This window comes from Deltaproteobacteria bacterium, assembly GCA_016875395.1.
Classification (GTDB): Bacteria; Myxococcota_A; UBA9160; order UBA9160; family UBA6930; genus VGRF01.
This window is the reverse complement of the sequence record VGRF01000033.1, coordinates 18,838-43,329: the sequence shown is the minus strand read 5'-3', so window position 1 is coordinate 43,329 and position 24,492 is coordinate 18,838. Positions and strand designations below refer to the sequence as shown.

At 68.8% G+C, this 24,492-nt stretch carries 24 protein-coding genes, 1 tRNA gene and 2 pseudogenes; 20 read left to right on the top strand and 7 right to left on the bottom strand.

Annotated features, from left to right (window positions below):
• The first annotated feature begins 432 nt into the window (after positions 1–432).
• A complete protein-coding gene (locus FJ091_19370; GenBank protein MBM4385518.1) occupies positions 433–2,562 on the top strand; it encodes a S9 family peptidase in 2,130 nt (709 codons plus the stop codon).
• 91 nt (positions 2,563–2,653) lie between these two features.
• Here FJ091_19370 and FJ091_19365 read toward each other — a convergent pair whose 3' ends face one another.
• Both FJ091_19365 and FJ091_19360 read right to left on the bottom strand, forming a co-directional pair.
• Entirely contained in the window at positions 2,654–4,138 is a 1,485-nt protein-coding gene (locus FJ091_19365) for a tannase/feruloyl esterase family alpha/beta hydrolase (protein ID MBM4385517.1), read from the bottom strand.
• Complete coding sequence (locus FJ091_19360) at positions 4,135–4,365, bottom strand: hypothetical protein (protein MBM4385516.1); 231 nt, start codon at positions 4,363–4,365, stop codon at positions 4,135–4,137. Before FJ091_19360 ends, FJ091_19365 begins: the two co-directional genes overlap by 4 nt.
• 502 nt (positions 4,366–4,867) lie before the next feature.
• Here FJ091_19360 and FJ091_19355 point away from each other — a divergent pair.
• The 7 genes and pseudogenes from FJ091_19355 (at position 4,868) to FJ091_19325 (ending at position 7,831) form a co-directional block, all read left to right on the top strand.
• Positions 4,868–5,107, top strand: coding sequence for a helix-turn-helix domain-containing protein (locus FJ091_19355; protein MBM4385515.1), 240 nt, complete (start codon positions 4,868–4,870; stop codon positions 5,105–5,107).
• Positions 5,094–5,396: a bifunctional DNA primase/polymerase gene (locus tag FJ091_19350; protein ID MBM4385514.1), complete on the top strand. Its 303-nt coding sequence runs from the start codon at positions 5,094–5,096 to the stop codon at positions 5,394–5,396. The genes FJ091_19355 and FJ091_19350 overlap by 14 nt, the downstream gene beginning before the upstream one ends.
• A complete protein-coding gene (locus FJ091_19345) occupies positions 5,397–6,200 on the top strand; it encodes a hypothetical protein (GenBank protein ID MBM4385513.1) in 804 nt (267 codons plus the stop codon).
• Positions 6,197–6,496, top strand: a complete 300-nt coding sequence (locus FJ091_19340; GenBank protein ID MBM4385512.1) for a helix-turn-helix domain-containing protein — start codon at positions 6,197–6,199, stop codon at positions 6,494–6,496. The genes FJ091_19345 and FJ091_19340 overlap by 4 nt, the downstream gene beginning before the upstream one ends.
• Positions 6,497–6,500: 4 nt before the next feature.
• The gene (locus tag FJ091_19335; GenBank protein MBM4385511.1) at positions 6,501–6,746 is read left to right on the top strand and encodes a ribbon-helix-helix domain-containing protein; all 246 of its coding nucleotides are present in this window, start codon (positions 6,501–6,503) and stop codon (positions 6,744–6,746) included.
• Between the two features lie 2 nt (positions 6,747–6,748).
• Positions 6,749–7,099: pseudogene (locus tag FJ091_19330) on the top strand (hypothetical protein).
• A pseudogene (locus tag FJ091_19325) lies at positions 7,085–7,831 on the top strand (site-specific integrase). Before FJ091_19330 ends, FJ091_19325 begins: the two co-directional pseudogenes overlap by 15 nt.
• Positions 7,832–7,969: 138 nt before the next feature.
• On the opposite strand, the gene FJ091_19320 reads toward FJ091_19325, so the two are convergent.
• The 3 genes from FJ091_19320 to FJ091_19310 form a co-directional block, all read right to left on the bottom strand.
• Positions 7,970–8,046, bottom strand: a tRNA-Arg gene (locus tag FJ091_19320).
• Between the two features lie 147 nt (positions 8,047–8,193).
• Positions 8,194–8,727, bottom strand: coding sequence for a DUF4197 domain-containing protein (locus tag FJ091_19315; protein ID MBM4385510.1), 534 nt, complete (start codon positions 8,725–8,727; stop codon positions 8,194–8,196).
• Between the two features lie 419 nt (positions 8,728–9,146).
• Positions 9,147–9,392, bottom strand: coding sequence for a helix-turn-helix transcriptional regulator (locus tag FJ091_19310; protein ID MBM4385509.1), 246 nt, complete (start codon positions 9,390–9,392; stop codon positions 9,147–9,149).
• Between the two features lie 339 nt (positions 9,393–9,731).
• Between FJ091_19310 and FJ091_19305 the strand changes: the two genes are divergently transcribed.
• Genes FJ091_19305 through FJ091_19295 form a run of 3 tightly spaced genes read left to right on the top strand, consistent with a single transcriptional unit; the run spans position 9,732 to position 12,166 of the window.
• A complete protein-coding gene (locus FJ091_19305) occupies positions 9,732–11,456 on the top strand; it encodes an amidohydrolase family protein (GenBank protein MBM4385508.1) in 1,725 nt (574 codons plus the stop codon).
• Positions 11,453–11,974, top strand: coding sequence for a HEAT repeat domain-containing protein (locus tag FJ091_19300; GenBank protein MBM4385507.1), 522 nt, complete (start codon positions 11,453–11,455; stop codon positions 11,972–11,974). Before FJ091_19305 ends, FJ091_19300 begins: the two co-directional genes overlap by 4 nt.
• Before the next feature lie 21 nt (positions 11,975–11,995).
• Complete coding sequence (locus FJ091_19295; protein ID MBM4385506.1) at positions 11,996–12,166, top strand: hypothetical protein; 171 nt, start codon at positions 11,996–11,998, stop codon at positions 12,164–12,166.
• 42 nt (positions 12,167–12,208) lie between these two features.
• On the opposite strand, the gene FJ091_19290 is transcribed toward FJ091_19295, so the two are convergent.
• Complete coding sequence (locus FJ091_19290; GenBank protein MBM4385505.1) at positions 12,209–13,030, bottom strand: SDR family NAD(P)-dependent oxidoreductase; 822 nt, start codon at positions 13,028–13,030, stop codon at positions 12,209–12,211.
• 47 nt (positions 13,031–13,077) lie between these two features.
• On the opposite strand from FJ091_19290, the gene FJ091_19285 reads away from it, so the two are divergent.
• The 9 genes from FJ091_19285 (at position 13,078) to FJ091_19245 (ending at position 23,462) form a co-directional block, all read left to right on the top strand.
• Entirely contained in the window at positions 13,078–14,181 is a 1,104-nt protein-coding gene (locus FJ091_19285; GenBank protein ID MBM4385504.1) for an enterochelin esterase, read from the top strand.
• A 339-nt stretch (positions 14,182–14,520) separates the two neighbouring features.
• Complete coding sequence (locus tag FJ091_19280) at positions 14,521–15,237, top strand: hypothetical protein (protein ID MBM4385503.1); 717 nt, start codon at positions 14,521–14,523, stop codon at positions 15,235–15,237.
• Complete coding sequence (locus FJ091_19275) at positions 15,234–15,944, top strand: RDD family protein (GenBank protein MBM4385502.1); 711 nt, start codon at positions 15,234–15,236, stop codon at positions 15,942–15,944. Before FJ091_19280 ends, FJ091_19275 begins: the two co-directional genes overlap by 4 nt.
• Entirely contained in the window at positions 15,941–16,897 is a 957-nt protein-coding gene (locus FJ091_19270; protein ID MBM4385501.1) for a stage II sporulation protein M, read from the top strand. The genes FJ091_19275 and FJ091_19270 overlap by 4 nt, the downstream gene beginning before the upstream one ends.
• Positions 16,894–18,345: a DUF4129 domain-containing protein gene (locus tag FJ091_19265; GenBank protein ID MBM4385500.1), complete on the top strand. Its 1,452-nt coding sequence runs from the start codon at positions 16,894–16,896 to the stop codon at positions 18,343–18,345. Before FJ091_19270 ends, FJ091_19265 begins: the two co-directional genes overlap by 4 nt.
• Positions 18,342–19,652 (top strand): DUF4350 domain-containing protein, encoded by a 1,311-nt coding sequence (locus FJ091_19260; GenBank protein MBM4385499.1) that lies wholly within the window; start codon positions 18,342–18,344, stop codon positions 19,650–19,652. The genes FJ091_19265 and FJ091_19260 overlap by 4 nt, the downstream gene beginning before the upstream one ends.
• Positions 19,653–19,765: 113 nt before the next feature.
• Positions 19,766–20,638: an AAA family ATPase gene (locus FJ091_19255; protein MBM4385498.1), complete on the top strand. Its 873-nt coding sequence runs from the start codon at positions 19,766–19,768 to the stop codon at positions 20,636–20,638.
• Entirely contained in the window at positions 20,635–21,942 is a 1,308-nt protein-coding gene (locus FJ091_19250) for a DUF58 domain-containing protein (protein MBM4385497.1), read from the top strand. Before FJ091_19255 ends, FJ091_19250 begins: the two co-directional genes overlap by 4 nt.
• Before the next feature lie 74 nt (positions 21,943–22,016).
• A complete protein-coding gene (locus FJ091_19245; protein ID MBM4385496.1) occupies positions 22,017–23,462 on the top strand; it encodes a hypothetical protein in 1,446 nt (481 codons plus the stop codon).
• A 3-nt stretch (positions 23,463–23,465) separates the two neighbouring features.
• Here the strand turns inward: FJ091_19245 and FJ091_19240 are convergent, their stop codons facing one another.
• Complete coding sequence (locus FJ091_19240; protein ID MBM4385495.1) at positions 23,466–24,365, bottom strand: TIGR03619 family F420-dependent LLM class oxidoreductase; 900 nt, start codon at positions 24,363–24,365, stop codon at positions 23,466–23,468.
• Between the last annotated feature and the right edge of the window lie 127 nt (positions 24,366–24,492).

Sequence of the window (24,492 nt, the reverse complement as noted above, 5' to 3'; positions counted from 1 at the left end):
CGCTTCGCGACCTCGGGCACCGGGACGCGATCCGCCTCGCGCAGGATCTTCACCATCTGCTCTTCGCTGAACCGGCTCTTCTTCACGGGGGGCTTCCTTTCGTCGGAAGCCATTCTCCCAGGAATCAACTGGACCGAGAAACCTGGATCAGGTCAGGCTCCGCCCTCGAGAAGGCCGCGAGGCGGGCGGTGGGCCGCGTAATGAAGGCCAATGTCCTTTCCGAGCGGGCCGGGTTCGTGATCAGGGGCCCTGAATCCGGGTGAACGGGCATGTGCTGCGGGCTCAGGCGCAGCACTTCCCACGGCGCGGCGACGACCCCAATGAGCTGCCGGATCGGGTGATGTTGGAGTAGGACGTGGGGGCTCTGGCCCTCGCTTCCCCGGCCGGCTATGTGCACGCGCCATGCTCCTGCGTCTCCGTCGCCTAGGCCTGCTGCAAACCCTCCTCCTGTCCCTCTCGCTCGCCTGCGGCGGGTCCCAACCGGCGCCGGTGCCGCGCGGCGGCGCCGAGGTGGTCGAGCCCAACGCCCCGGTGGCGGAGGCACGACCGTTCGACGTGACCTCTCCCCACGGGGTCCGAGTCGACCCCTACTACTGGCTGCGCGACGACACGCGCTCCAAGGAAGACGTGCTGTCGTACCTAAGGTCGGAGAACCTCTACGCCGAGGCCATGCTGCGCCCGAGCGTCATCGAGCCGCTCTACGAGGAGATCGTCGCGCGCATCCAGCAGGACGACTCGACGGTGCCCGTCTTCGACCGCGGCTACTGGTACTACGTCCGCTACGAGACGGGGCGCGAGTATCCGATCTACGCCCGGCGCAAGCGAACCCTCGAGGCGCCCGAAGAGGTGCTGCTCGACGCCAACGCCCTCGCCGAAGGACACGGCTTCTACCAGGTGGGCGCCATCCAGGTGAGCCCCAACGGGCGGACCCTCGCCTACACCGAGGACACCACCGGGCGGCGCCTCTACGTCCTGCGCCTCAAGGACCTCCAGACCGGGCAGCTGTTGCCGGACACCGCCACCGATCTGGCGGGCAACGTCGAGTGGGCGGACGACCGCACGTTCTTCTACGTCACCAAGGAAGCGGTGACGCTGCGCACCTACCGGGTGTACCGCCACCGCCTCGGCGCCACCGGCGCCGACACCCTCGTCTACGAGGAGCCGGACACGGCCTATTACACCTCGATCTACACCACCAAGTCGCGCAAGTACGTCGGGATCTTCCTATGGAGCACGCTGGCGAGCGAGGTGCGCCTGATCGAGGCCGCCCGCCCCGAGGGCGCCCCCAAGGTGTTCGCGGCGCGCGAAAAGGACCACGAATACTCGGTCGACCACCTCGACGGGCGCTTCGTCATCCGCAGCAACTGGCAGGCGACGAACTTCCGCCTCCTGGAGGTGCCCGAGGCCTCGTCCGCCAAGCGCACCGCCTGGAAGGATCTGGTGCCCCACCGCGACGACGCCTTCGTCGAAGGCTTCGGCCTCTACAACACCTTCGTCGCGGTCGACGAGCGCTCGGGCGGGCTGCGCAAGGTGCGCTTGCTGCCCAAGAAGGGGGAGCCCTCCTTGGTGGCGGCCGAAGAGCCGACCTACACCATGTCGCTGATCGACCTGCCCGACCCCGACAGCACCAAGGTCCGCTACGTTTACACCTCGCTGTCGACGCCGGACACCACCTACGAGCTCGACCTGGTCAGCGGCGAGCGCAAGCAGCTCAAACGCGAGCCGGTGCTCGGCCCCTTCGACCCGGCGGCCTACGCCAGCGAATACCTCCAGGCGCCCGCCGGCGACGGCGCCACTGTCCCCGTGTCGCTCGTCTACCGCAAGGACCGGCGCCAGCCGGGGGGCAACCCCCTGCTCATCGAGGGCTACGGCTCGTACGGCTACGCCAACGACCCGGAGTTCGACTCGACGTTGCTGAGCCTGCTCGACCGTGGTGTGGCGGTCGCCGTCGCCCACGTCCGTGGCGGCCAGGAGCTCGGCCGGCGCTGGTACGAGAACGGCAAGCTGCTCAGCAAGAAGAACACCTTCACCGACTTCGTCGACGTCACCGAGTTCCTCCTGGCCCAAGGCATCGCCGCCCCCGGCAAGGTGTTCGCGCGGGGCGGCAGCGCCGGTGGCCTGTTGATGGGGGCGGTGATCAACCAGCGGCCCGAGCTCTACCGCGGCGTCATCGCGCACGTGCCCTTCGTCGACGTGGTGACCACCATGCTCGACGAAAGCATCCCTCTGACCACCAACGAGTTCGACGAGTGGGGCAACCCCAAAGACAAGGCTTTTTACGATTACATGGCGTCCTATTCGCCGTACGACAACATCCGGGCCCAGGCCTACCCCGCGATGCTGGTCACCGCCGGTCTGCACGACAGCCAGGTCCAGTATTACGAGCCCGCCAAGTGGGTGGCCAAGCTGCGGGCCCACAAGACCGACCGCAACCCACTGCTGTTCGTGGTCAACATGGAGGCGGGACACGGCGGCAAGTCTGGGCGCTACCAGCGCTACCGCGAGCACGCCCGCGACTGCGCTTTCGTGCTGCAGATGCTCGAAGGCCGCGACGCCCGATAGGGTCGTACCGGGGACCGGACCGGGGCAGTAGACTCGGCGGCGCGCTTTCGCATCACGCAGTCGCGACGACCGGTGAGCTAGCGCGGCGATCTCAGCGCATCGGCACCTGCAAGATACGCTGCCCATCACGTAGCCGCAGGGGCAGGGAGTTCGGCGCTTCGCCCCGCTCGACCCAGCCTTCTACCGCGGCGAGCGGATCGAAGTCATCGCCCGCGCTCACCGGCCGTTCCCAGCAATGACCCCAGCCCGGGATCATGAAGAGCCGCGTGTGTTCGCGCAGCGCAGCCAGGCCGCCCGCTTGCTCGGCCGCATCGGCGTAATACGCCTCGAGCGGTTGCGGGATGATCAGCGGATCGGCGAGGCCGTGATAGAGCAGCAGCTTGCTGCCAGAGCGGGCGTGTGCCTGCAGGTCGGTATCGACTGCATCGGTGATTGCGGGCACCGGCGAGCGCGCGATCATCGCTTGCACGGCCTCGACTTCAGCGGACGCACTCGTCGCCCCCGCGGTCTTGCCGGCGAGGGCGGCGTCGGCCATGCCCAGACTGGCCGCGAGCATTTGACGATATCCCTGCGAGGCCAGCACGCCCCAAGCCGGGCGATCGGGCGCCCCGCCGAGCCAAATATCAGCAAAGAATTCCGCGCCAAACTCGAGTGTGGGATAGATGACCTTGCCGCGGGTGTCGCGTACCCCGCCATAGAGCGCGCGTAGCGCCTCTACCTCGGCGACGGTCAAAGGATCATCGCCCATCGTGAAGTTTGCAAAATCGATCTTGCAGTCACGAGGCGCGTCGATTCGCTCATCGCGCTGTCCATCGAGTGCGTCGCAGCGCTGCAGGATCTTGCGGTGTACCAATGCCCAGCGCTCGGGTGCGATGACGGGTTTGCCATCGACAAGCGTCTGTCGGGTCATCCACGCACCCCAAAGCCCGGCGGTGCCGCTCAGATCGAAGATACTGGCGCCGGCGGCGATACCGTCGAAGAGTCCGGGGTAGCGCTGCGCAGCCATCATGCCGAGACGCCCGCCGTTCGAGCATCCTGAGAAATACTTGTAGCGGGGCGCAGTGCCATAGACCGACTCGGCGATGGCGATGCCGACGTTCGTCATGATGGGCAATAGTTTGTGCGCCCAGATCTCAAGCGCCTCGCTGTCACTCGCCCAGTCCGTGTCCCAAGAGGCCCCTTGATGTCCGCCATCATGACTGATGGCGGCGTAGCCACGGCGCAAGGATGCGTTGATCGAATTGCTACGCCCCGACTTGTCAGCCAGCAACTCGCCGCAGAACCCGCCACAGCCGGCCAGCAGGAGTCGTTCCTTCCACTCTGCGGGCAGGCGTATCACGAAGCGGATTTTGCTGGCCGCAAACCCGCGTACCTCACAGTGGGGCGGCAGACCATCCCCGGTACGCCATGTCGGTGTGCCCTCAAAAGTCACGCCCTGCGGCGCGGCAGTCGCGACGCAGGACGCTGCCAAGCGGGCTGTTGACTCGCTGGCGACGACGGGGTTTGTCATCAGTTCGGCGAGACAAAACACACCTGCGAGGCTGATTCGGATCGAGCTGTTGGTTTTGTATCTCATTGGCTATTCGGCCGACCATCATCGGTCCGGTCCAGCACGACGTCCCAGCTCCACACATGGTTACGCCGCTCGTCGCCGCTGCCAACCGTGAAGCTCGTCGCGACGCACGTCGCGACCACGATCGCCGCGAGCAGCGCCGCCCAGCCGATCGCGCCACGCGAGCTCTCGGAGCCCGCACACAGCGATCCCGAGAGCGCGTTCTGGATCATGCGGTACTCGCCGTCCATCACCTGCGGCAGGAGACACGCGAGCGCGCCCGTAACAAGTCCGCCTCGCGCAGGATCTTCACCATTTGCTCTTCCGAAAACCGGCTCTTCTTCACGGGGGGCTTCCTTTCGTCGGAAGCCATTCTCCCAGGAATCAGCTGGTCCGAGAAACCTGGATCAGGTCAGCCCAATTGAAGTTTTGTGCAGATAAACGCTGTTGCTTTCGTGAACAGGAAATCCGCGGTTACCAGACGCGGCACGATCAAGTCCTACAATGGCATGCTGGATGGAGTGTTTTGTGCCATCGTGCACATCATTGCCTTACATTATGTTGACATTATGTTGATATGTGTTCTCGTAGAATCTCACTTCCGAGAACGTCCGTACCCCTCAAGCCGCTCTCTCAAAGGATGACTATCGGCTCGGGCGCTTCTATTCCCCCGCCACTTGTTTCGCCCCGATTTCGTCTTATGATGTTGTTCTCCGTACTCACGCACAGTCGAGTACGTGGGGGTAACACGGCGTGGACAGACGCAATCGCGACGAGGGGAGCGTCTTTCTTGACACGGCGAACGCTGGCGAATTGCTCAGGATCTCGCCGCGGACGCTAGAGGGCCTCCGCGTCCGTGGTGGAGGTCCGCCGTTTCGGAAGCACGGCGGGCGTGTCCGCTACTGCCTCGCGGACCTGATCGAATGGAGTGAGCAGAGCAGGAGAACGAGCACGTCGGACCCCAACGCGGAGGTGCGACGTGGCCCAGCCTGAATCCGGTTTACATGTCGCCGCTCTCTCCTATTCGGAGCAAGGCTGGCCTCTGTTCCCATGCTGGTGGATTCGGGATCGTGGAGTCTGCGCCTGCGTCAGTCGGGAATGCAGCCATCTAGGGAAGCACCCGCTTGGGCTCGCTGCTCCTGGCGGATGCACCAATGCAACGACAGACGGGAAGCGCGGCGAGTCGTGGTGGACAAGTTGGCCGCTCGCGGATGTGGCCATCGCGATCGGCTTGGAGTTGCGGCTCGTGGTGCCGGTTCGCGAGCGCGCGGAGACGCCGTAGATGGCGACGGCTCGCAAGAAGTGGCTCCGTGTCTACGACGAAGTCGCCGACCACCCTTGGTCGAACGATGTGCTCGCAACCTTCGTTCGTCTCCAGTGCCACATGAACACGAAGTGGGCGCGCAATGGGTTATCTCGCGAGGCCGCATGTAAGCCTTGCCTGACTGCACCGATCGCGTTCCAGATCACCGGGAGGCGTCGGCTCGATGCGGCACTCGCCGTGCTCCGAGAAGCTGGCGACGCGGCGGGGTTCTCTTGCGAACACCGCGGCGATGTCATCGCGATCGACTGGCCTAAGTACGCAGAACTCCAAGACCTCGCACCCGACCGCGGGGCAGGAGCTGCCTCCGATCTTCCCCCTCCGCAGACTCAGACTCCTACTCAGACTCTTCCTCAGACTCACCTAATAAAAGAAAGGTTTCTTAAGGGTGAGGAGATCGGAGGAAGTGAAGCGACCGGCTACAGAGACCGACCCTCACCTTCCCGCTTCCAGGGCTCTGCGCGGCGAAGCCGCTCTTCCGCCGCAAGCGCGCAGCGCGCGCAGGCGGCGGCTGATGAGCGAGAGCGGGAGAGGGTCGAGATGATGGTCGTGCTGACCCCAGTGAAGGAGGTCAACGCCGAGTTTCGCGCCGCGCGCCAGGCTCGTGGCGTCTCCGATCTAGAGGGTCGGGCCGCGCTTGAAGCGGTCGCGCGCTCCGAAGCCGGAGACCAGGCAGAGTGGGCTTTGAACTCGGGTGACCTTGCTTCGCGCGTGACACGTCAGCTTCGAGACTTCTCCAGGCGGAAGTGGGGAACCCCGTCGTGAAGGACGAGGGGAAACGCTCTGTTGAATCCGCCCCCTCCCCCCACGGCGAAAAGGGAGCGGTCGCTGCTCCCGTTCTCTCGTGCCGCCTCGCATTACGCGCGGGGGAGATGGCGGCGGCGCTGGGCGTCTCGATTGCCACGCTGCGCCGAATGACGCCGGAGATTCCGCACTACCACGTCGGCAACGTCTTGCTCTTCCCCGTCCGCCCCTTCGAGCGATGGCAAGAGGAGAGGGCCACGGAGGAAGGCGCGGCGACCGACAGGGCAGTTCGTGACGTACTCGAATACCTTGAATGAATTCATGGATATTCGAATCGAATGGGCGTATGCTCCGGGCGTGGCGGCGAAGCGGAAGGGGACCTGGGGCGGAGCGCGGGAGGGTGCCGGGAGACCGCCCGAACTCGACGATGCCGTGCGTTTCACGTTCGACATCCCGCGAAGGGACCTGGACGCGCTGCGAACGCTTTCGGAGCGTGTTCAAGTTCCCGCCGCGGCACTGATTCGCGAAGCCGTGCGTCGGCTGCTTCGAGGAAGCGCGAGGAGATAGCGATGGCTGCGAAGGTGAAGTTCGAACGCGGCGCGTGGTGGGTTTTCACGCACTACGACGGTAAGCGGACGAAGAAGCGTGTCGGGTCGGCGAAGAAAGACAACGCTCGCGCGGAGAAGATCGCCGAGAAGATTAATGCGGCACTTGCGCTGGGCACGTTCCGCCCACGCGGCGCGGAGAAGCCTCTTCCGACTGACGAAGCCTTGCGGTCGTGGTTGACGGCGTACGAGGCGACGCTCAAACCGTCCACGCGCGAACTCGCCGAGGGGATCCTAAAGAGGCATCTGATCCCGTTCTTTGGGTCCAAGGATCTTCGCGAACTTCGCGAGGCTGATCTGATGGCCTACGTCAGCGCGAAGGTCGAAGCGGGACGCCATCCGCGTACCGTTCGCAATGATCTCTCGATTCTTCGCCGTGTGCTCACGCTCCTCGTGCGAGAAGGCCAGCTTCAACGCAACCCCGCCTCTGGCATGGGTGAGATGCTGCGACGAGTGCACCAAGCCTCCGCGGTCGAAACCGAGGAGGTCGAGACGTGGAGTCGCGACGAAGTGGCGACGCTGCTCGAAACAGCCCGCGAGACGGACCCGCGATTTGCGCCCCTGCTCGCGCTGCTCTTTGCGACGGGCATGCGCCGCGGTGAGGCGCTCGGCCTGCAGTGGGCGGACGTCAACCTCGAAGCGCGTACGCTCACGGTACGGCGTGCAGTAACGAAGGAAGGTGTGACGACGCCGAAGAGCGGTCGCGCGCGGAAGGTCCCGATGACGCACGCGCTCGCGGAGCAACTCTTCGACGTGCTCGCGACTCGCAAGAGCGAAGCACTCGCCCGCTGGAAGGGTGAGGTTCCCGCGTGGGTGTTCTGTTCCGAGGTCGGCGGCGCATTGGAGCCCCGGAACGTTGAACGCTCGTGGTATCGCCTTCTGCGCCACTGCCAGAAGCGCGGGCGCTTCGTGCGCGCCCTCAAGCTGCATTGCACGCGCCACACGTGGGCAACGCTCGCGCTGCGCGCCGGGAAAAGCGTGCGCTGGGTCGCCGACGTGCTCGGTCACGCTGACCCCGCGTTGACGCTCAGGGTCTATGCACACGCACTCGGAGACGAGGAGCACGACCTCGGCTTCCTCGATTTCGGCGCTCCTGGACGGCCCCAGACGGCCCCCCGCGCTGAGAACATCCGGGAGACCGAAGGCCGTAGCGACGAAATCCCCAACAATCTCGCCGAGGTTGCATGGCGCGCCGGGAGGGGCTCGAACCCCCGACCCCCAGGTTCGAAGCCTGGTGCTCTATCCAGCTGAGCTACCGGCGCGAGCGGCGCGCAGTGTACCCACGCGAGCTTCGAGCGCCGCGGGTGGTTCAGGGTGCGCTCGCGAGCGCGAGCAGCGCAGCCACCGCGAGCAAGAGCGCGCGTACTTTCACCGCCCGAACACGCTCCGCAACAACCGTGTCGTGCGCTTCAGCGGATCCTTGCGGATCTTGCGCTCCTCGTCGGCGAGCAGCGTGAAGAGCCGTCGAGCGTCTTCTTCGTCGTGTAGTCGTCGAGGTCGAGCGTCGTGGGCTCGGCGAGTGGCAGCGCGCGATAGCGCTCGACGAGCGCGTTGTACTGATTGCGCGCCCCGACGTGCGAGAGCGACGTCGCGACGATCGGCTTGAAGCGCGCGCGCAGCTTCTCCTCCGTCGCGGTGCGGAAGTAGTCGGTCGCAGCGGTGTCGCCGCCGCGCACGATGCCGAGCGCATCTTCGAGCGTCATGCCCTTGATCGCGTCGACGAAGACAGGCTTCGCTTCCTTCGAAGCGCGCTCCGCGGCGCGGTTCATCCCCACCTCCAGCTCGTCGACCTGCTGGCCCATGCCGATCGTGTGCAGCGCCTTGCCGATCTTGCGCACGGTCTTCGGCGGCTTGATGTGGATCAGCGGGTTGTCGAGGAAACCGCCGGGCTTCGAGGCGGCGGCGACCGCGCGTTCGGTCGCGACGCTCAGCGCCTCGCGCACGCCCGCGGCGCTCCGATCGCCGGCCGCAAGCGCTTGCGAAGCCAGGCTCAAGGCAAGTGCGCAGGCGATTGCAGCGCGAGTCACGGCTGCTCCTTCGAAGTCGTCTTCGCGCAGGTTCGTTACGGCGAGCGGTCCGCTGCAAGGGAAAGCTGCGGAACGCGAGCAAACTGTCGAATCGGCGTGGTCGTGGGTGCCGAGCCTCCGGCCGCGCAGCGTGAAGCACTGTGCACGTCGGCCCTTCACCGCGTGCTGCGGTCGCCGGGTCGAGCACGAGCTGTCGCCCACTCGCGCGCGGCTCTTCTGCAAAGTCGTGCACTCGCGGCCGGGCGAGGTGAGCGGCGGTTTCGAGCAGCCGGCAGGAGTCGGCGTCGAGCTCGAGTGAGGAGCGCGCCGCGCGCTACGGGCCTCGAGCTTTCGCGTTAAGCGCTCTCGCGCTCCGCGATTCGCGGCGCTGCGATGGGCCTGACGCTCTGCATGCGCGGGAAGTAGTCGTACCGCTCATCCCAAGGCACGCCGAGCGCGATCAGAATTCGCCGCTTCGTCGCTTGCCGGCAGTCCTCACCTTTCTCGACCGCGTGAATCGTGCGCGCCGACACACGCGCGCGCGTTGCGAGATCGGCTTGGGTCCACCCGCGCGCTTGCCGCGCGGCGCGAATGCGGTTCATGGCGTTGCCTCGAGCTCGGGATGGGGTGAAGGGAAAGCAAGGTAGCGCCGCGAGTCCGGGTCGCAGCCGATGTCACCGTGCTTCCGCGAGCTTGGCCAGCGAGCTGCGAGCACCAACGGGGCCTCGTGCACAGAGCATCCCTGCATCCGGATGCAGCGCGAGATGAGGCGCGGAGCGAGAGAAAATCACTGCCAGGGCGGGGGGTTGGGAGCGGGTAAGACATTCCGGCCGGGCCGAATCGTCTCAGCCGTTCGGGCTCGCCCGAATCGGCGCGCCTCTCCTGGCGCGGCGGCCAGCGCACGCGCCTAAGCTGCGCGCGCTTCGCAGGAGGAGCGCGCGATGGCCTTCGATCTCTTGATTCGCGGCGGCACGGTGGTCGATGGGACGGGCGCGCCGGCGCGCACCGCGGATGTCGCGATCGCCGGCGGTCGCATCGTCGAGGTCGGCCGCGCCCTCGGCAGCGCGCGGCGCACACTCGACGCCGACGGCCTCACCGTCACGCCCGGCTTCGTCGACATCCACACGCACTACGACGGGCAGGTCACGTGGGACGCGCAGCTCGCGCCCTCGAGCCAGCACGGCGTGACCACGGTGGTGATGGGCAACTGCGGCGTCGGCTTTGCGCCGGTGCGGCCGGATCAGCACGACTTCTTGATTCGCCTCATGGAAGGCGTCGAGGACATCCCCGGCACGGCGCTGCACGAGGGCATCGCGTGGGAGTGGGAGACGTTCCCGCAGTACCTCGATGCGCTCGCGAAGCGGCGCTGGACGATGGACGTGGGCACGCAGGTGCCGCACGGCGCGGTGCGCGCCTACGTGATGGGCGAGCGCGGTGCGAAGAACCAACCCGCCACGCCCGCAGACATCGCGGCGATGGCAGCACTTGTTAAGGAGGGTCTGACTGCCGGGGCGTTCGGTTTCTCGATGTCGCGCACCATCGCCCACCGCGCGATCGACGGAAAGCCGGTGCCGGGCACCTTCGCAGCCGAGGACGAGCTGTTCGGCATCGGCCGCGTCCTCGGCGAGCTCGGCCGCGGCATCTTCGAGCTCGCGGGTGCCGGCGCGGCCGGCGAGGACATCGCGGCGCCGAAGCGCGAGATTGACTGGATGCGCCGCCTCTCGCGCGAGATCCGCCGTCCGGTGACGTTCACGCTGCTGCAGGTGAACGCGGCGCCCGACTTGTGGCGCGAGCAGTTCGAGCTCTCGGTCGCGGCGCTCGAGGAAGGCGCGCAGATCTATCCGCAGGTCGCCGGCCGCCCGTTCGGGCTGATGATCGGCCACCAGACGAAGATCCATCCGTTCAACGACCGGCCGACGTTCGTGGCGCTGCTCGGGCTCCCGTTCGAGGAGCGCGTTCGCAAGCTGCGCGATCCCGAGATCAAGCGGCGCATCCTCGCCGAAGCGAATCCCGCGCAGCCTTCGATGCTCGCGACGCAGTATGGCCGCACCTTCCCGATCGGGACGCCGCCGAACTACGAGCCGAGCTACGAGGATTCGATCGAGGCGCTCGCGAAGCGCGTCGGCCGCGAGCCCGAGGAGTTCCTGTACGACAAGCTGCTCGAGAACGATGGGCGCGAGTTGTTACTCATGCCGGTGCTCAACTACGCGGGGCTCTCGTGCGACCCGATTCGCGAGATGGTGCTTCACCCGCGCGCGGCGCTCGGCCTCGGCGACGGCGGCGCGCACTGCGGGATCATCTGCGACGCGAGCATTCAGACGTTCATGCTCACGCACTGGGTGAAGGGCCGCGTGCGCGGGCCGCGACTGCCGCTCGAGCTCGTGGTGAAGCGCATGACGCAGGACACCGCCGATCTCTATGGGATCGGCGACCGCGGCGTGATTGCGCCCGGCAAGAAGGCCGACCTCAACTTGATCGACCTCGCCAATCTCGAGCTGCTGCCGCCGCGCATGGAGCACGACCTTCCCGCCGGCGGCGCGCGCTTCCTGCAGGGCGCGCGCGGCTACGAGGCGACGATCGTCGCGGGTGAGATCGTGGCGCAGAACGATGCGCCGACCGGCGCGCTGCCAGGGCGCCTCCTGCGCGCGCAGGAGTGCGCGCGATGAGCGCGCGAGCGCAGTGGTTACGAGCGCTCGCTTGCGGCGCGGCACTCGCGGCCCTCGCGTGCGGTGACGACGAAGCGGCGGCGCCGGAATCCGCTTCGGCGCCTGCTGCGCGAGCGGAGGCCGCTGCTCCGAGCGCGAGCGAAGTGCCGGACGCGTATGCGCCCGTTGCGGGTGCGGAACCGCGGCCTGAGCTCAGCGAGTCCGAGCAGCGCGTGAACGAAGTGCTCGACCTGGACGCGGAGGGCGCTGGGCTCGAGGAGCTGATGCGCCGCGCGCGCGAAGACGCGGACCCGGCGGTGCGCGAAGCGGCGGTGGTCGCACTCGGCGACAGCGAGGAGCCGCGCGCCGTCGACGCGCTGGTCGCGGCGACCGAGGACTCCGACAAGCGCGTCGTGCTCGCCGCGATCGACCAGCTCTCGTGGTTCGACGAGCGCCCCGCGCGCGATGCGCTCGAACGCCTCGCCGAGTCGAGCGATACCGAGATTGCGGAGGCAGCGGAAGAAGCGCTGATGGAGTGAGGCGGCTGTTGTTAGGGCGGAGTGACGCTGAGCACGACGTCCGTGCCGAGCGGCATCTTCTCCTGGGCCACGATCGTGGCGCTCGCCGCGACGCCTGCCGGCATCGGCAGCTCGGTTCCGCTCGGCGCCTCGTCGTACTCGAGTATCGCCGAGCCGGTGCAGCTGCCGCCGTCCGCGATCGCGAGGTCGTAGTCGCCCGCGAGCGAGGTGCGCCGGGCAGTTGGGCGTGTTCGCCTACGCGCGCTTGGGCGCATCCGCGTAGAGAGAGAGCGTCGAGGTGGAGAGGCCGGCGCTGCGCTGGGAGCGAGGGAGCGATTCGAGCATCGTGAGCGCGGCGCGGTTGGCGTCGCCGGCGACGGCGTAGGGCGCGGTGCCGAGCGCGCCCAACAGGTCGCGCACTGCGTCCTCGGGCCGCATCGCGGGCATCGCGTCGACCTGCACGCCGGTTGAGCGGGCGTGCGGCGTATCGGTGAGGCCGGCGACGGCGGCGAGCACGTCGACGCCGTGCGGCTTCCACTCGTGGTGAAGGCCCTCGGCGAGCACCCAGTCGAAGGCCTTCGTGGCTGCGTAGGTCGCGACCCAGCTCGAGCCTGCAACGCCCGACAGCGAAGTCATCAGGATCACGCCACCGCGCCTCCGCGCGAGCATCTGCGCACCGAAGTGGTGCGCGAGCAGCAGCGGCGCGCGGCAGTTCACGTCGAGTGCGCGGGAGAGATCCTCCGCGCGTTGCGCCGCGAACGCGCCGGGGCTCGGCTGCGCGGCGTTGTAGACGAGCAGGCCGATCTCCCGCGCGCCGACTGCGCGCGCGAGCGCACCTGCGATGTCGTGCGAAGCGAGGTCCGCGACGACTGCGTGCGTTGCGACGCCGTGCGTGAGCTCGATTTCGCGCGCGAGCGCGGCGAGCTGCTCTTCGCGGCGCGCGACCAGCACGACGTCGCAGCCGCGCGCGGCGAGCTCGCGAGCCCACGCCGCGCCGAAGCCTTCCGAGGCGCCCGCGACGAGCGCCCACGGTCCGTAGCGCGCCCGGAACTCCGCGCGAGAAAGTGTCTGGGTCACGCACGCGGAGTAGCGCAGAATCCGCGCGCGCCGGAGGAGGCAACGCGATGGCACGCAAACACGCACCCAAGTCCGAAGGCACCGTCGTCGTGCTCGAGCACGTCTCGCGCGCGCTGAAGGGCAACGCGCTCGGCGATCCGCACGTGCGCAAGCTCGCGGTGTGGCTGCCGCCGCAGTACGACGGCGCCGCCGGCCGCCGCTTCCCCGTGCTCTACGACCTCGTCGGCTTCACGGGCTCTGGCATGTCGCACCTCAACTGGAAGCCGTTCAGCGAGAACCTCGGCGAGCGCGCGGCGCGGCTGATCACTGAGCGCAAGATGCCGCCCGTGATCCTCGTGCTGCCGGATTGCTTCAGCGCGCTCGGCGGCAACCAGTACGTGAACTCCTCCGCGATCGGCCGCTACGCGGACTACCTCACGCGCGAGATCGTGCCGTTCGTCGATCGCGAGTTCCGCACGCTCGCGTCGCGCGACCACCGCGGCTGCTTCGGCAAGTCGAGCGGCGGTTACGGCTCGATCATTCACGGCATGAAGTACCCCGAGACCTGGGGCGCGCTCGCGAATCACTCGGGCGATGCGTACTTCGACTTCGTGTACTGGGCAGATTGGCCTAACACCTTGAACGAGCTCGCCAAGCACCGCCCGCAGAAGCAGAAGCCCGGCGCCTACGACGCGGCGAAGCGCGCGAGCGCGCGGGGCCTCCAGCGCGGCTTCGACGACGGGCGCGTGAAGCGCTTCCTCGCGGCGGTGTGGAAGAAGCCGAAGCTCTCGCACGCCGAGAGCATGGCGATCATGAACGTGTGCATGGCGGCGAGCTACGACCCCGATCCGCGCGCGCCGCTCGGCTTCCGGCTCCCGTTCAACCTCGAGAGCGGAGAGCTCATCGCCGCGAACTGGGCACGCTGGCGCACGCACGACCCGGTGAACCTCGTCGCGAAGCACGCGCGCGCGCTGAAGTCGCTGCGCGGCATCTACATCGACTGCGGCTGGCGCGATCAGTTCCACATCCACTACGGCACGCGCATCCTGTCGCGTCGCCTCGCGGAGCACGGCATTCGCCACCGCTACGAGGAGTTCGACGACGACCACAGCGACGTCGACTACCGCATGGACGTGAGCTTGCCATTCCTCGCGAGAGTGCTGAGTGATTAGGTCCCCCGCGTCCCGAGTCCTCGTGCTCGGCGGCTCGTACTTCGCAGGCCGCGCGATCAGCGAGGCGCTCGTGGCGGACGGGCATCGCCCGAAGGCGATCGCGATTCGCGACTACGTGGGCGCGCTTGCACAGGTCGCAAGCCGCGCCGCCGCGCTCGTCTCCATCGACTGCCGGGCTCGCTCGCACTTTCGCCGAGCATCCCGTGGACGAGCTCGCGGCGCGCCTCACGGATCACGCGGCAGGGGATGCGCTCCTCGCGCGGCGCGCAGTGAGTGTCTGAGAGCTTTGTGCGCCGCGGCACTCACTCACCCTGATAGGATCGCCGCGAGGAGGACGTCATGAGCGAGAACCTCTACGCGCCGCCGCGGGCTGATCTCGGGTCGGGCCACGACGGCGACCTGGGCACGGGCGACTTCGACATCGGGCGCTGCTTGTCGGAGGCGTGGGCGCGCACGTGGGCGAACTTTCCGCTCTGGCTCGGCGCCGGCCTGCTCTTCGTGCTCGCGTCGGCCGGCTCGATGATCTCGATCATCGGCATCGTGCTCGCGCTGCCGGTGCTGTCCTGGGGCGCGTTCCGCTTCTTCGTGCGCATGTACGACGGCGGCGCCGCGATTGGCGATCTGTTCGCGGGCTTCAGCCGCTACGGAGTCGCGCTCGCCGGCAGCCTCGCATGGTGGCTGGTCGTGTTCGTGGCGAGCATGGTCGGGCAGATTCCCTACCTCATCGCGACTGCCGCCGAGTCTGTGCCCGGCATGATCGGTGGCTACGCGCTCGGGATACTCGTGAGCTTTCTCGTCACCGCGCGCACGCTTCCCGCGATGTTCCTGATGGCCGATCGCGAGCTCCCGGTGGGCGAGGCCTTCTCACTCTCGTGGGAGCGCACGGGTCCCGTCATGTGGAAGCTCGTGGGGCTGCAGCTCCTGTCGACGGTCGTGATGTTCGCCGGCGCTCTGGCGCTCCTCGTCGGCATGATCCCCGCGATCGTCGTCGGCTACCTGATGTTCGCCTCCGCCTACCGCCAGATCTTCGGCCGCGAGGCAGCGGCCAGCGCGTGAACGAATCGCAGCCGGCGCTCGACACGCTGCACCACGTCGAGACTCCCGAAGGCGTCGAGCTGTCGCTGCGCGTGGCCGGCTTGCCTGCGCGCGCGCTCGCGTTCGCGGCGGACATCTTCGTTCGCTCGGTCTTCTACACCGTCGCGGCGATCCCCATCGGAATTGGGTTCGGCGCGGCGGCCGGCGGCCTCATCTTCATGATCTTCGCGCTCGGCGAGGTGATCTACCCCGTCGCGTTCGAGCTGCTCGGCGACGGGCAGACGCTCGGCAAGCGCATGGTCGGCATTCGCGTGGTGCACGCCGATGGCACGCGCATTCGCTGGGGGGCCTCGCTGCTGCGCAACCTGCTGCTGTTCGCGGACATGCTGCCCGGCACGTACATGTTCGCGCTCGCGTCGATGCTCGCCTCGCGCGGCTTCCGGCGGCTCGGCGATCACGCCGCCGGCACGCTCGTGATCTACACAGAGGCGAAGGCACAGCCGCAGCCGCGCACTGCCGCGAGCGACCCCGCGCCGCCCGCGCTCCCGCTCGCGCTCGACGAGCAGGCCGCGGTGCTCGCGTTCGGCGCGCGCAGTGCGGCGTTCTCGGCGGCGCGCCGAGAAGAGCTGGCGGCCCTCGCGACGCCGCTCCTGCGCGCGGGTGCGCCCGCGACTCCGCAGCTCGAGGCGGTGGCCGCCCACCTGCGCGGCGCGGGGCGCGCGCGGTGAGGCAGGAGGCGTTCGAGCGCGCGCGTGCGGCCGAGTGGGAGCGCTTCGAGCGCGCGCTCGCCTCGATCGCGCTGCGCAAAGTCGTCGCAGACTTCCCGCGCCTGTATCGCGTGTTGTGCCAGGACCTCGTGCTCGCGCGCGACCGCCGCTTCGACGCCGCGCTCGTGCAGCGCCTGAACGCGCTCGCGCTGCGCGGGCATCAAGTGCTCTACGGCGCCGGCCTCGCGCAGGGCGGTTTCCTCGATTTATTCCTGCGCCGCTTTCCGCGCGCAGTACGCCGCGAGTGGCGCCTCGCACTGCTCCTCAGCGTGTTCTTCTACGGCTCCTTCGCGGCCACGTTCCTCGGCGTGCGAAGCAAGCCGGATCTCGTCTACTCGATCGTCGACGAAGCGCAGGTCGCGAGTTTCGAGGCGATGTACGACCCCGCTTCGGATCACTTCGACGAGCCGCGCGGCGCCGCGGAAGGCGTGGGGATGTTCTTCTTCTACGTCGGCAACAACGTCGGCGTCGACTTCCGCACCTTCGCCGGTGGAATCCTGTTCGGCATCGGCAGCCTCTTCATCATCGGCATCAACGGTGTCTTGATCGGCGCAGTCGCCGGCCACATCTCGAACGTCGGCTACGGCGAGACCTTCTACCCCTTCGTGATCGGGCACGGCTCGTTCGAGCTCACGGCCGTGGTGCTCTCGGGCGTCGCTGGGATGCGCATGGGCCTCGCGCTGCTCGTGACTGGGCCGCGCTCGCGCGGAGCGATGCTGCGCGCCGCCACGCTGCGCTCGGTGCCCATCCTTTACGGGACGATCGCGATCACCGTGATCGCCGCGGTGATCGAGGCGCTCTGGTCGGGGCAGCCCGTGATTCCCGCGCAGGTGCGTTACGCGGTCGGCGCGGGGCTGTGGCTGCTCGTGATCGTGTGGCTCGCGCTCGGCGGCCGGCGCTGGAGGCGCGCGTGAGCGCCGCGACGGGAGCGCGCGTCGCACTGCGCATTCGCAGCGGGCTCGAGGCGCTCGACCTCGGCTTCGCGATGGCGCGCGCGTGGTGGCGCCCGCTCGCCGCGACTTGGTTCGCGCTCGCGCTGCCGATGGGCTGCGCGGTGGTTTGGTTGTTAGGGGACGAGCCCGGCTGGGCCGTGCTCGCGCTCTGGTTTCTGCGGCCAGCGTTCGCGCGCATTCCCCTCGACGTGCTCTCGCGCGAGCTGTTCGGCGAGCGCGCGTCCGTCGCCGCTACTGCGCGCGCGCTGCCGCGCCTCCTGCTCGCGACGGGTCTCCTGCACGCGCTCACGCTCGGCCGCTTCGCGACGGCGCGCACGTTCCTCCAACCCGTTCTTCAGCTCGAAGGCCTGCGCGGCACCGCGCGGCGCGAGCGCTCGCGCATCCTCGCGCGCGGCGACAGCGGCGGCGCGCTCGCGCTCACCACCGTCGTCGCGCACCTGAACGGAATGATCGGGCTGGGACTGCTCTCGCTTGCCTGGCTCTTCGCGCCGCCGGAGACGGGCTGGGATCCGATGGAGATGGTGTTCGGCGACGAAGCGATTCCGCGAGTCGTGCCGGCGCTCTATCTCGTGGGCATCAGCGTGTGTGAGCCGCTGCTCGTGGCGGGCGGCTTCGCGCTGTACGTGAATCGCCGCATCTTCCTCGAGGGCTGGGAGATCGAGCTTGCCTTCCGCCGCCTCGCGGCGCGAGCGGCGAAGCCGGCGGCGCGCGTCGGCATCGCGGCGGCGCTCGCGCTCGCACTGCTCAACGCTTCGGCGTCGCCGGCGCGGGCGAGCGACTGTGTCCCGAGCGAGGCGGCGTCGGCCGGCGATTGCATCGCCGACGTGCTGCGCGACCCCGACTTCGGATCCGAGCGAACCGAGCTGCGCTGGATGCCGAAGGAGTCCGAGCCGGATGCGCCCCAGGACGATCCCTCGTGGCTCGCGAGCCTCGTCGACTTCTTCGTGCAGTTCGCGCGCGTGCTCCTCTATGGCGGGCTGGTGGTGGCCGTCGTCGCGATCCTCTTCGCGCTGCGCGGCAAGCGCTTCGACCTCTCGCGCGCGCCGCGGGCCGAGCGCATGCCCGTCACGCTGATGGGCCTCGATCTGCGCCCCGAGTCGCTGCCCGAAGACGTCGTCGCAGCGGCGCGCGCGGCTTGGGAACGAGGCGACGCGACGCTCGCGCTCAGCTTGCTCTATCGCGGCGCGCTCGTGCGCCTCGCGAAGCGCGGCGCGCTCGAGATTCCCGAGAGCGCGACCGAGAACGAGTGTCTGCGCGCTGTCCGGCGCATGGAGACGGACGGCATCGCGGGCGCGTTCGGGGCGCTTACCGGTGCTTGGGTGCGCGCGCGCTATGGGCACAGCGCGCCCGCGGCCGCCGAGTTCGGCGCGCTCTGCGAAGACTTCCGCGCCTTCGAGGTGCGCGCGTGAACCAGTCGCTCTTGCAGCGCGCCGCGATCGTGGGCGTCCTCGTCGCGCTCTGTACCGCCGGCTTCTTCGCCTGCTTCGAGCAGCGCGAGGTGACCTCCCGCGCGCCCGCTTCGGCCGAAGCGCGCCGCAACAACTATCTCGCGCTCGGCCGCCTGCTCGAGCGCATGGGACACGGCGTATCGGTCGCGGAGGATCTCAGCGCACTCGACCGCTTGCCTGAGCCGCCTGCGACGGTGTTCTTCGCGCACAACCGGTCGACGCTCGGCGCGGAGCGCAGCCAGCAGCTGCTGGACTGGGTCGAACGCGGCGGTCACCTCGTGGTCGTCACGTACACCGTGTGGAAGCCGCCGGCGAGCGCTGGCGATGAAGAAGAGATCGAGAGCGGCCGCCCCGACGCGATCCTCGATCGCTTCGGGCTGCGCCAGCGGGTGGCGCCGCAGGAGGAGCTCGCGCAGGACAACGCCGAAGCGATCGCGCGTTCCGCCGTCGAGGGCGAGGGCGACGCGGAGGCGTCGGACGCAGGCGAGGCGACGCCGCCCCGCGCCGTTCCCACGAGTGTCGACGACGTGCTCCAGGGGAGGTGGTTGCCAGGCGCGCGCGAGTCGGTGTGGGTGACGGTCGAGGACGGCGACGAGCCGCTCGAAGTCGAGTTCCACTCGGTCTTCTGGTGGGAGGACACCTCCGAGGTCGCCACGTGGGTCGTGGCCGGCAAGCGCGGCGCGCATCTGGTCGAGGTCGAGCACGGCGACGGCGTGATCAGCGCCATAACAAGCGACGAGCCGCTCGTGAACGACACGATCGGCAACGTGCAGAACGCCGAGTTCGTCGTGCGCTGGCTGCGGCACGGCCGCGACGAGCTCGCGCCGGTGCTCATCTTCACGTCCACCGAGTGGCCCACGTTCTGGGAGCTGCTCACGGAGCACGGCACGCCTGCGCTGATCGCGCTCGCCGCGCTGATCGCCGCATGGCTGTGGCGCTCGCTCGTGCGCTTCGGTCCGGTGCTGCCCGAGCCCGACCTCGCACGGCGCAGCTGGCTCGAGCACCTGGAAGCCGCCGGCGCCTTCCACTGGCGGCACGACCGCGCGCAGGGGCTGCTCGCGGGTCTGCGCGATGCGCTGCGGCGCGAGCTCGCGCTGCACAGGCCGGGCCTCGCGCGCTTGCCCGAGCGCGAGCGCAACGCGTGGCTCGCGAAGGCGAGTGGGCTGCCGGAAGCCGAGGTGGCGCACGCACTGGACGGCACTGCCGTCGCAGTGCGGCTCTACGTAGCGGCGGTGCGCGCGCTCGCGCGAATTCGCGCCGTGCTCTGAATCAACGCTCGTTAGGAGAATCTCACGTGGAGAATGCTCAGGCTGCAGAGTTGGCGGCGCGGATTCGCGCGGAGATCGCGAAGGCGGTGGTCGGCCAGCGCGAAGCGGTGGACATGATCCTCGCGAGCCTGATCGCTGCGGGGCACGTGCTGCTCGAAGGCGTGCCCGGCGTCGGCAAGACCCTCGTGGCGCGCGCGCTCACGCGCAGCTTCGGCGGCCACACCGCGCGCGTGCAGTTCACGCCCGACCTGATGCCGGCCGACGTGGTGGGCCACGTGCTCTACGACGCGCCGAGCGGCACGATGAAGCTGCGCAAAGGCCCCGTCTTCACGAACTTGTTATTGGCCGACGAGATCAACCGCGCGCCCGCGAAGACTCAGGCCGCGCTGCTCGAGGTGATGCAGGAGCGGCAGGTGACGATCGAGGGCGAGTCGCTGCGCGTGCCCGATCCGTTCATGACGATCGCGACGCAGAACCCGATCGAGATGGAGGGGACGTATCCGCTGCCCGAGGCGCAGCTCGACCGCTTCCTGATGAAGGTGCGCATCGCGTACCCGAGCGAAGCGGACGAGGTGGAGCTCACGCGCCACGTCACGGAGGGGCGCGTCGGCGACGCGCTGCCGCTGGATGCCGTGCAAGTCGTCGCGACGCCCGAGGACGTCCTCGCGCTTCAGCGCGTGGCCGCTTCGCTCGTGGTGGACGAGCGCGTGCGCGAGTACGCGGTGCGCATCGCGCGAGCGACGCGCGATGCCGCCGGCGCCGCGATCGGCGCGGGTCCGCGCGGAGCGATCGCGCTGATCCGCGTGGCGCGCGCGACGGCGCTGCTCGAGAGACGCACGTTCGTCGTGCCCGATGACGTCAAGGCATGCGCTCACGCCGTGCTGCGCCACCGCATCCATCTCGCGCCCGAGGCCGAGCTCGAGGCGCGCAGCGTCGACCAGCTGATCGACGCGGTGCTCGCCGACGTCCCGGCTCCGCGCACGTGATCGTCCCCTCGCGCAGCGCGCTCGCGCTCGGCGGCGCGTGGCTGGCCGTCGGCCTCGCCGCCGCGTTCGAGCCGCGCCTCGCGCTCGCGTGGCAGCTGTCAGGCGCAGCGCTCGGGGTCGCGCTCGCCGCGGACGCTGCGCTCGCGCTCTTCGCAGCGAAGCCGACGGCCACGCGCGAAGTGTCCCTCGCGATCTCGCGCGCGGAGTGGACGCGCGTGAAGCTGCACGTCGAGAACGCGGGGCGCCTCTCGCTCGCCGGGCGCGTGCACGATCACCACCCGCCGCGCGCGGAGGTGCAGGGCGTGCCGCTCGCGCTGCGCGTGCCGCCCAAGCAGCGCGCCGAGCTCGAGTACCGCATGCGGCCGGAAGTGCGCGGGCCCCACGAGTTCGGGCCGATCGAGCTGCGCCTCGCTTCGCCGCTGCGCCTGTTCGAGCGCCGCGTGCGCATCGCCGCGGCGCAGCGCATCCGCGTCTACCCGAACGTGCGCGCGATCGCGCGCTACCAGCTGCTCGCCGCCGAGACGCGCACGGCACAGCTCGGCGTGAAGAAGCGCCCGCGCCGCGGCGATGGCCTCGACTTCCACCAGCTGCGCGAGTACCGCGCCGGCGACGCGCTGCGCCAGATCGACTGGAAGGCGACCGCGCGCACGACCAAGCCCATCTCGCGCGAGTACCAAGACGAACGCGACCAGCGCGTCGTGTTCCTGCTCGATTGCAGCCAGCGGCTGCGCGCCGTCGACGGCGGGCGCTCGCACTTCGACGCCGCCGTCGACGCCGTGCTGCTCGCGAGCCACGTCGCGACGAAGCAGGGCGACGCCGTGGGCCTGATGACGTTCAGCGGCCCCGCGCGCTGGCTCGCGCCGCGCAAGGGCGTGGCGCAGGTGAACGCGCTGCTCGCCGCGCTGGTCGACCTCGACACGAGCCCGCGCGCGTCCGACTTCCTCGAGGCTGCGCGTACGCTCGCGGCGCGGCTCACCAAGCGCGCGCTCGTCGTCGTCGTCTCGAACATCCGCGACGAAGACGCGCACGAGCTCGCGCCTGCGCTCGAGCTGCTCTCGCGCCGCCACTTCGTGCTGCTCGCGAGCCTCAGCGAGAGCGCGATGAGCGACGCGCTGCGCGCGCCGATCGAGACGCTCGACGACGCGCTGCGCGTCGCCTCGATCCACGCGTACCGCAGCGAGCGCCGCCGCGCGCTCGACAGCCTGCCGCGCCGCAGCGCCGTGCGCCTCGACACCGAGCCCGAGAAGCTCGGCATCGCGATGGTGAACGCGTACCTGGAGGTGAAGCGGGCGGGGTTGTTATGAGCCGGGCGGCGAGTGAACGAGTTCACAGCGTTCTCTCTTGACGGCGTGGGAAGGTCCGTCGCGGGAGATGCGCCATGCCCGAGTTGCCTCCGTCCGAAGGCTCCAAGCCGGGTGGTTCCAAGTGGTCGAGCGCTTTCGTCGACAACGCAGGGAACCTCGTTGCGTCGGGCCTCGCAGCCGCCGCGATCGGACTTGCGGGCGAGACACAAGAACAGCGAAGCATCGTTCAGGGCATTGGCTTCGCAGTCGCGCTGCTCGGAACGATCCTGCTGTTCACGCGCCCGATCCAGTCGGGCGTGTCGGGATCGATCAAGGCGAACGAGAAGACGTTCCCGCCCCTTTTCCGCACGGCTTACACCTACGGTTTGATCGCATTCGTGATGCCCGCGGTTCTCATGTTCCTGCCGGACGTGGGTCCTCTCGGCTCGCGCAGCCTGTGTTTCGTCGAGAATTGCGGCGCCACGACACCGATCGGTGGGCAGGTCGGTCGAGATTCGAGGGCGGCCGAGGCGGAGGCAGACGCAGCACTCCCGGCAGAGGTGCCCGACATCGCTTCGGATGAGGCCGCCGAGACGACCGCAGCGGACGAGAACGTGGCGCAAGATCCTCCGGCCGGGGTTTCCGGGAATGAGTCGTCGCCCAACGGGAGGGACGACGATCGACAGGAGAGCTCGCGTGTTCACAACGGGTCGCACGACCCATGGGCGTGGGAGCCGATCGCGATTCTGATCGGCTGCGACTACGCGGAAGGCGAAGACGACTCGCAAACCGACGTGCGCGGCCTCGGCGCGCCATGCGGTGTGCTCGAGCCGCAGTGGGTCGTGAGCGTCGGGGGTTGGATTCTGGCGCCGGGGATCGCGGTCGACGTTCGGCTGGCGCCGGCCGCTGAGGACGACCAAAACGGGCGGTCGGGGCCCATCCCCCGAGCATGTGGCAGCGAGAGCTGCGCGCAATCTCATGTCCACCCGATCTCAGGCGGCGTGGTCGTTCCTTTGTACTTCGTATTGATCGCCATGCTCGGCGGCTCGATCGGCTTGCTTAGGAAGCTCCCAGAGATCCAGTTCCGCTCTGAGGATGGGTACGCACCGGCATCGGGGGAACCTACGAAGCTCACGCCGAATCAAGCGCGCGACTTCCTCTTGTTCCAGCTGATTCAGCTGCTCGCCGCGCCGATCATCGCCGTCGTCGCGTTCTCGATTGTCGAGCCGGCCTCGGCGACGGCGACTGTCGTGCTCGCGTTCGGCGCTGGGTTTTCGTCCGAACCGTTCCTACTGATGGTCAGGGAGTACGTCGAACGCATTTCTGGCGTGACCGCAAAGAAAGTGCCGCTCGTCGACGGCGCCGCCCTGATTCCCGGTCGCCTGGTGCGACTCATTGCGGATCACGACCAGCGGGCGGCTGGAAGCGTTGGAGTCGTCCTGTCTCTCGACGCCGCCGCAAAGCTGGCAACAATCAGCTTCCGCGATCCCGATGGCGTGAAGGAGGAGTCGATTCCGCTCGAGAAGCTTGCAGTGGGTTGAGTTTTACCGCCCCAGCCTCGCCACCCGCTCCACCACCGCGTTGATCTCGCTCTCGTTGCGTGCGAACAGGAACGGCAGGATCTCGATCACCGTCACGCCTGCGGCGAGCGCGGGCTCGAGGCCGGCGGCGAGCGTGGCCTCGAGGTCGAGCCGGGCCGCGGTGTTCGGGCGCGGCGGGACGTGGGCGCGCACCTGCAGCTCGCTCGGGTCGCGGCCGGCGCGCGAGAACGCGGCGCGCAGCGACTTCACGCCTTCCGCGATCGCGGCGGGATCCTGCACGATCGGGATCCAGCCCACGCCGAGCTCGGCGATTCGCTTGCAGTTGATCTCGGTCGGCGCGAGCCCGAACCAGAGCGGCGGGCCGCCGGGCTGGACGGGGAACGGCTTCGAGTACAGGCCGCGCACGTCGACCGTCTCACCCTGATAAGTGCCGGGCGCGTTCGTCCACAAGTCGCGGCAGGCGCGCATCTGCTCCGCGAGCCGCACGCCGCGGCCTTCGAAGGGAATGCCGGACGCGTCGTACTCCTCGCGCTGCCAGCCCGTGCCGACGCCGAGATCGAGGCGCCCGTTCGAGAGCAGATCGAGCGTGGCTGCCTGCTTCGCGAGCAGCACCGCGGGGCGCAGCGGCGCGATCAGCACGCTCATCGAGAGCCGCACGCGAGTCGTCACGCCCGCGAACACCGACATCGCGACGATCGGCTCGAACCACGGGTACTCGGGCGGGCTCGGGAACGGGCCGTACGGGTAGCGATCGGTGCGCGTGCCCATGACGACGTGGTCCGTCATCACGACTTGGCCGATGCCTTCGGCGTCGGCTCTCTTCACGATCTCGGTGACTCTGCGGAAGTCGCCGCCGAGTACGTTCTCGAGGCCGTAGAGGCCAACGGCGGTTCGGATGGTCACGGTGCGTCTCCTTGTGCCGGCGACTGTGGCTTGCCTCGCCTCGTTCTTCCTTGTGCTTCGCTCGCCTCCGCGGACTCCGGCTCGCTGCGCGCCGCGCCACGCATCAAGCACGTCCCTGCTTGGGCGC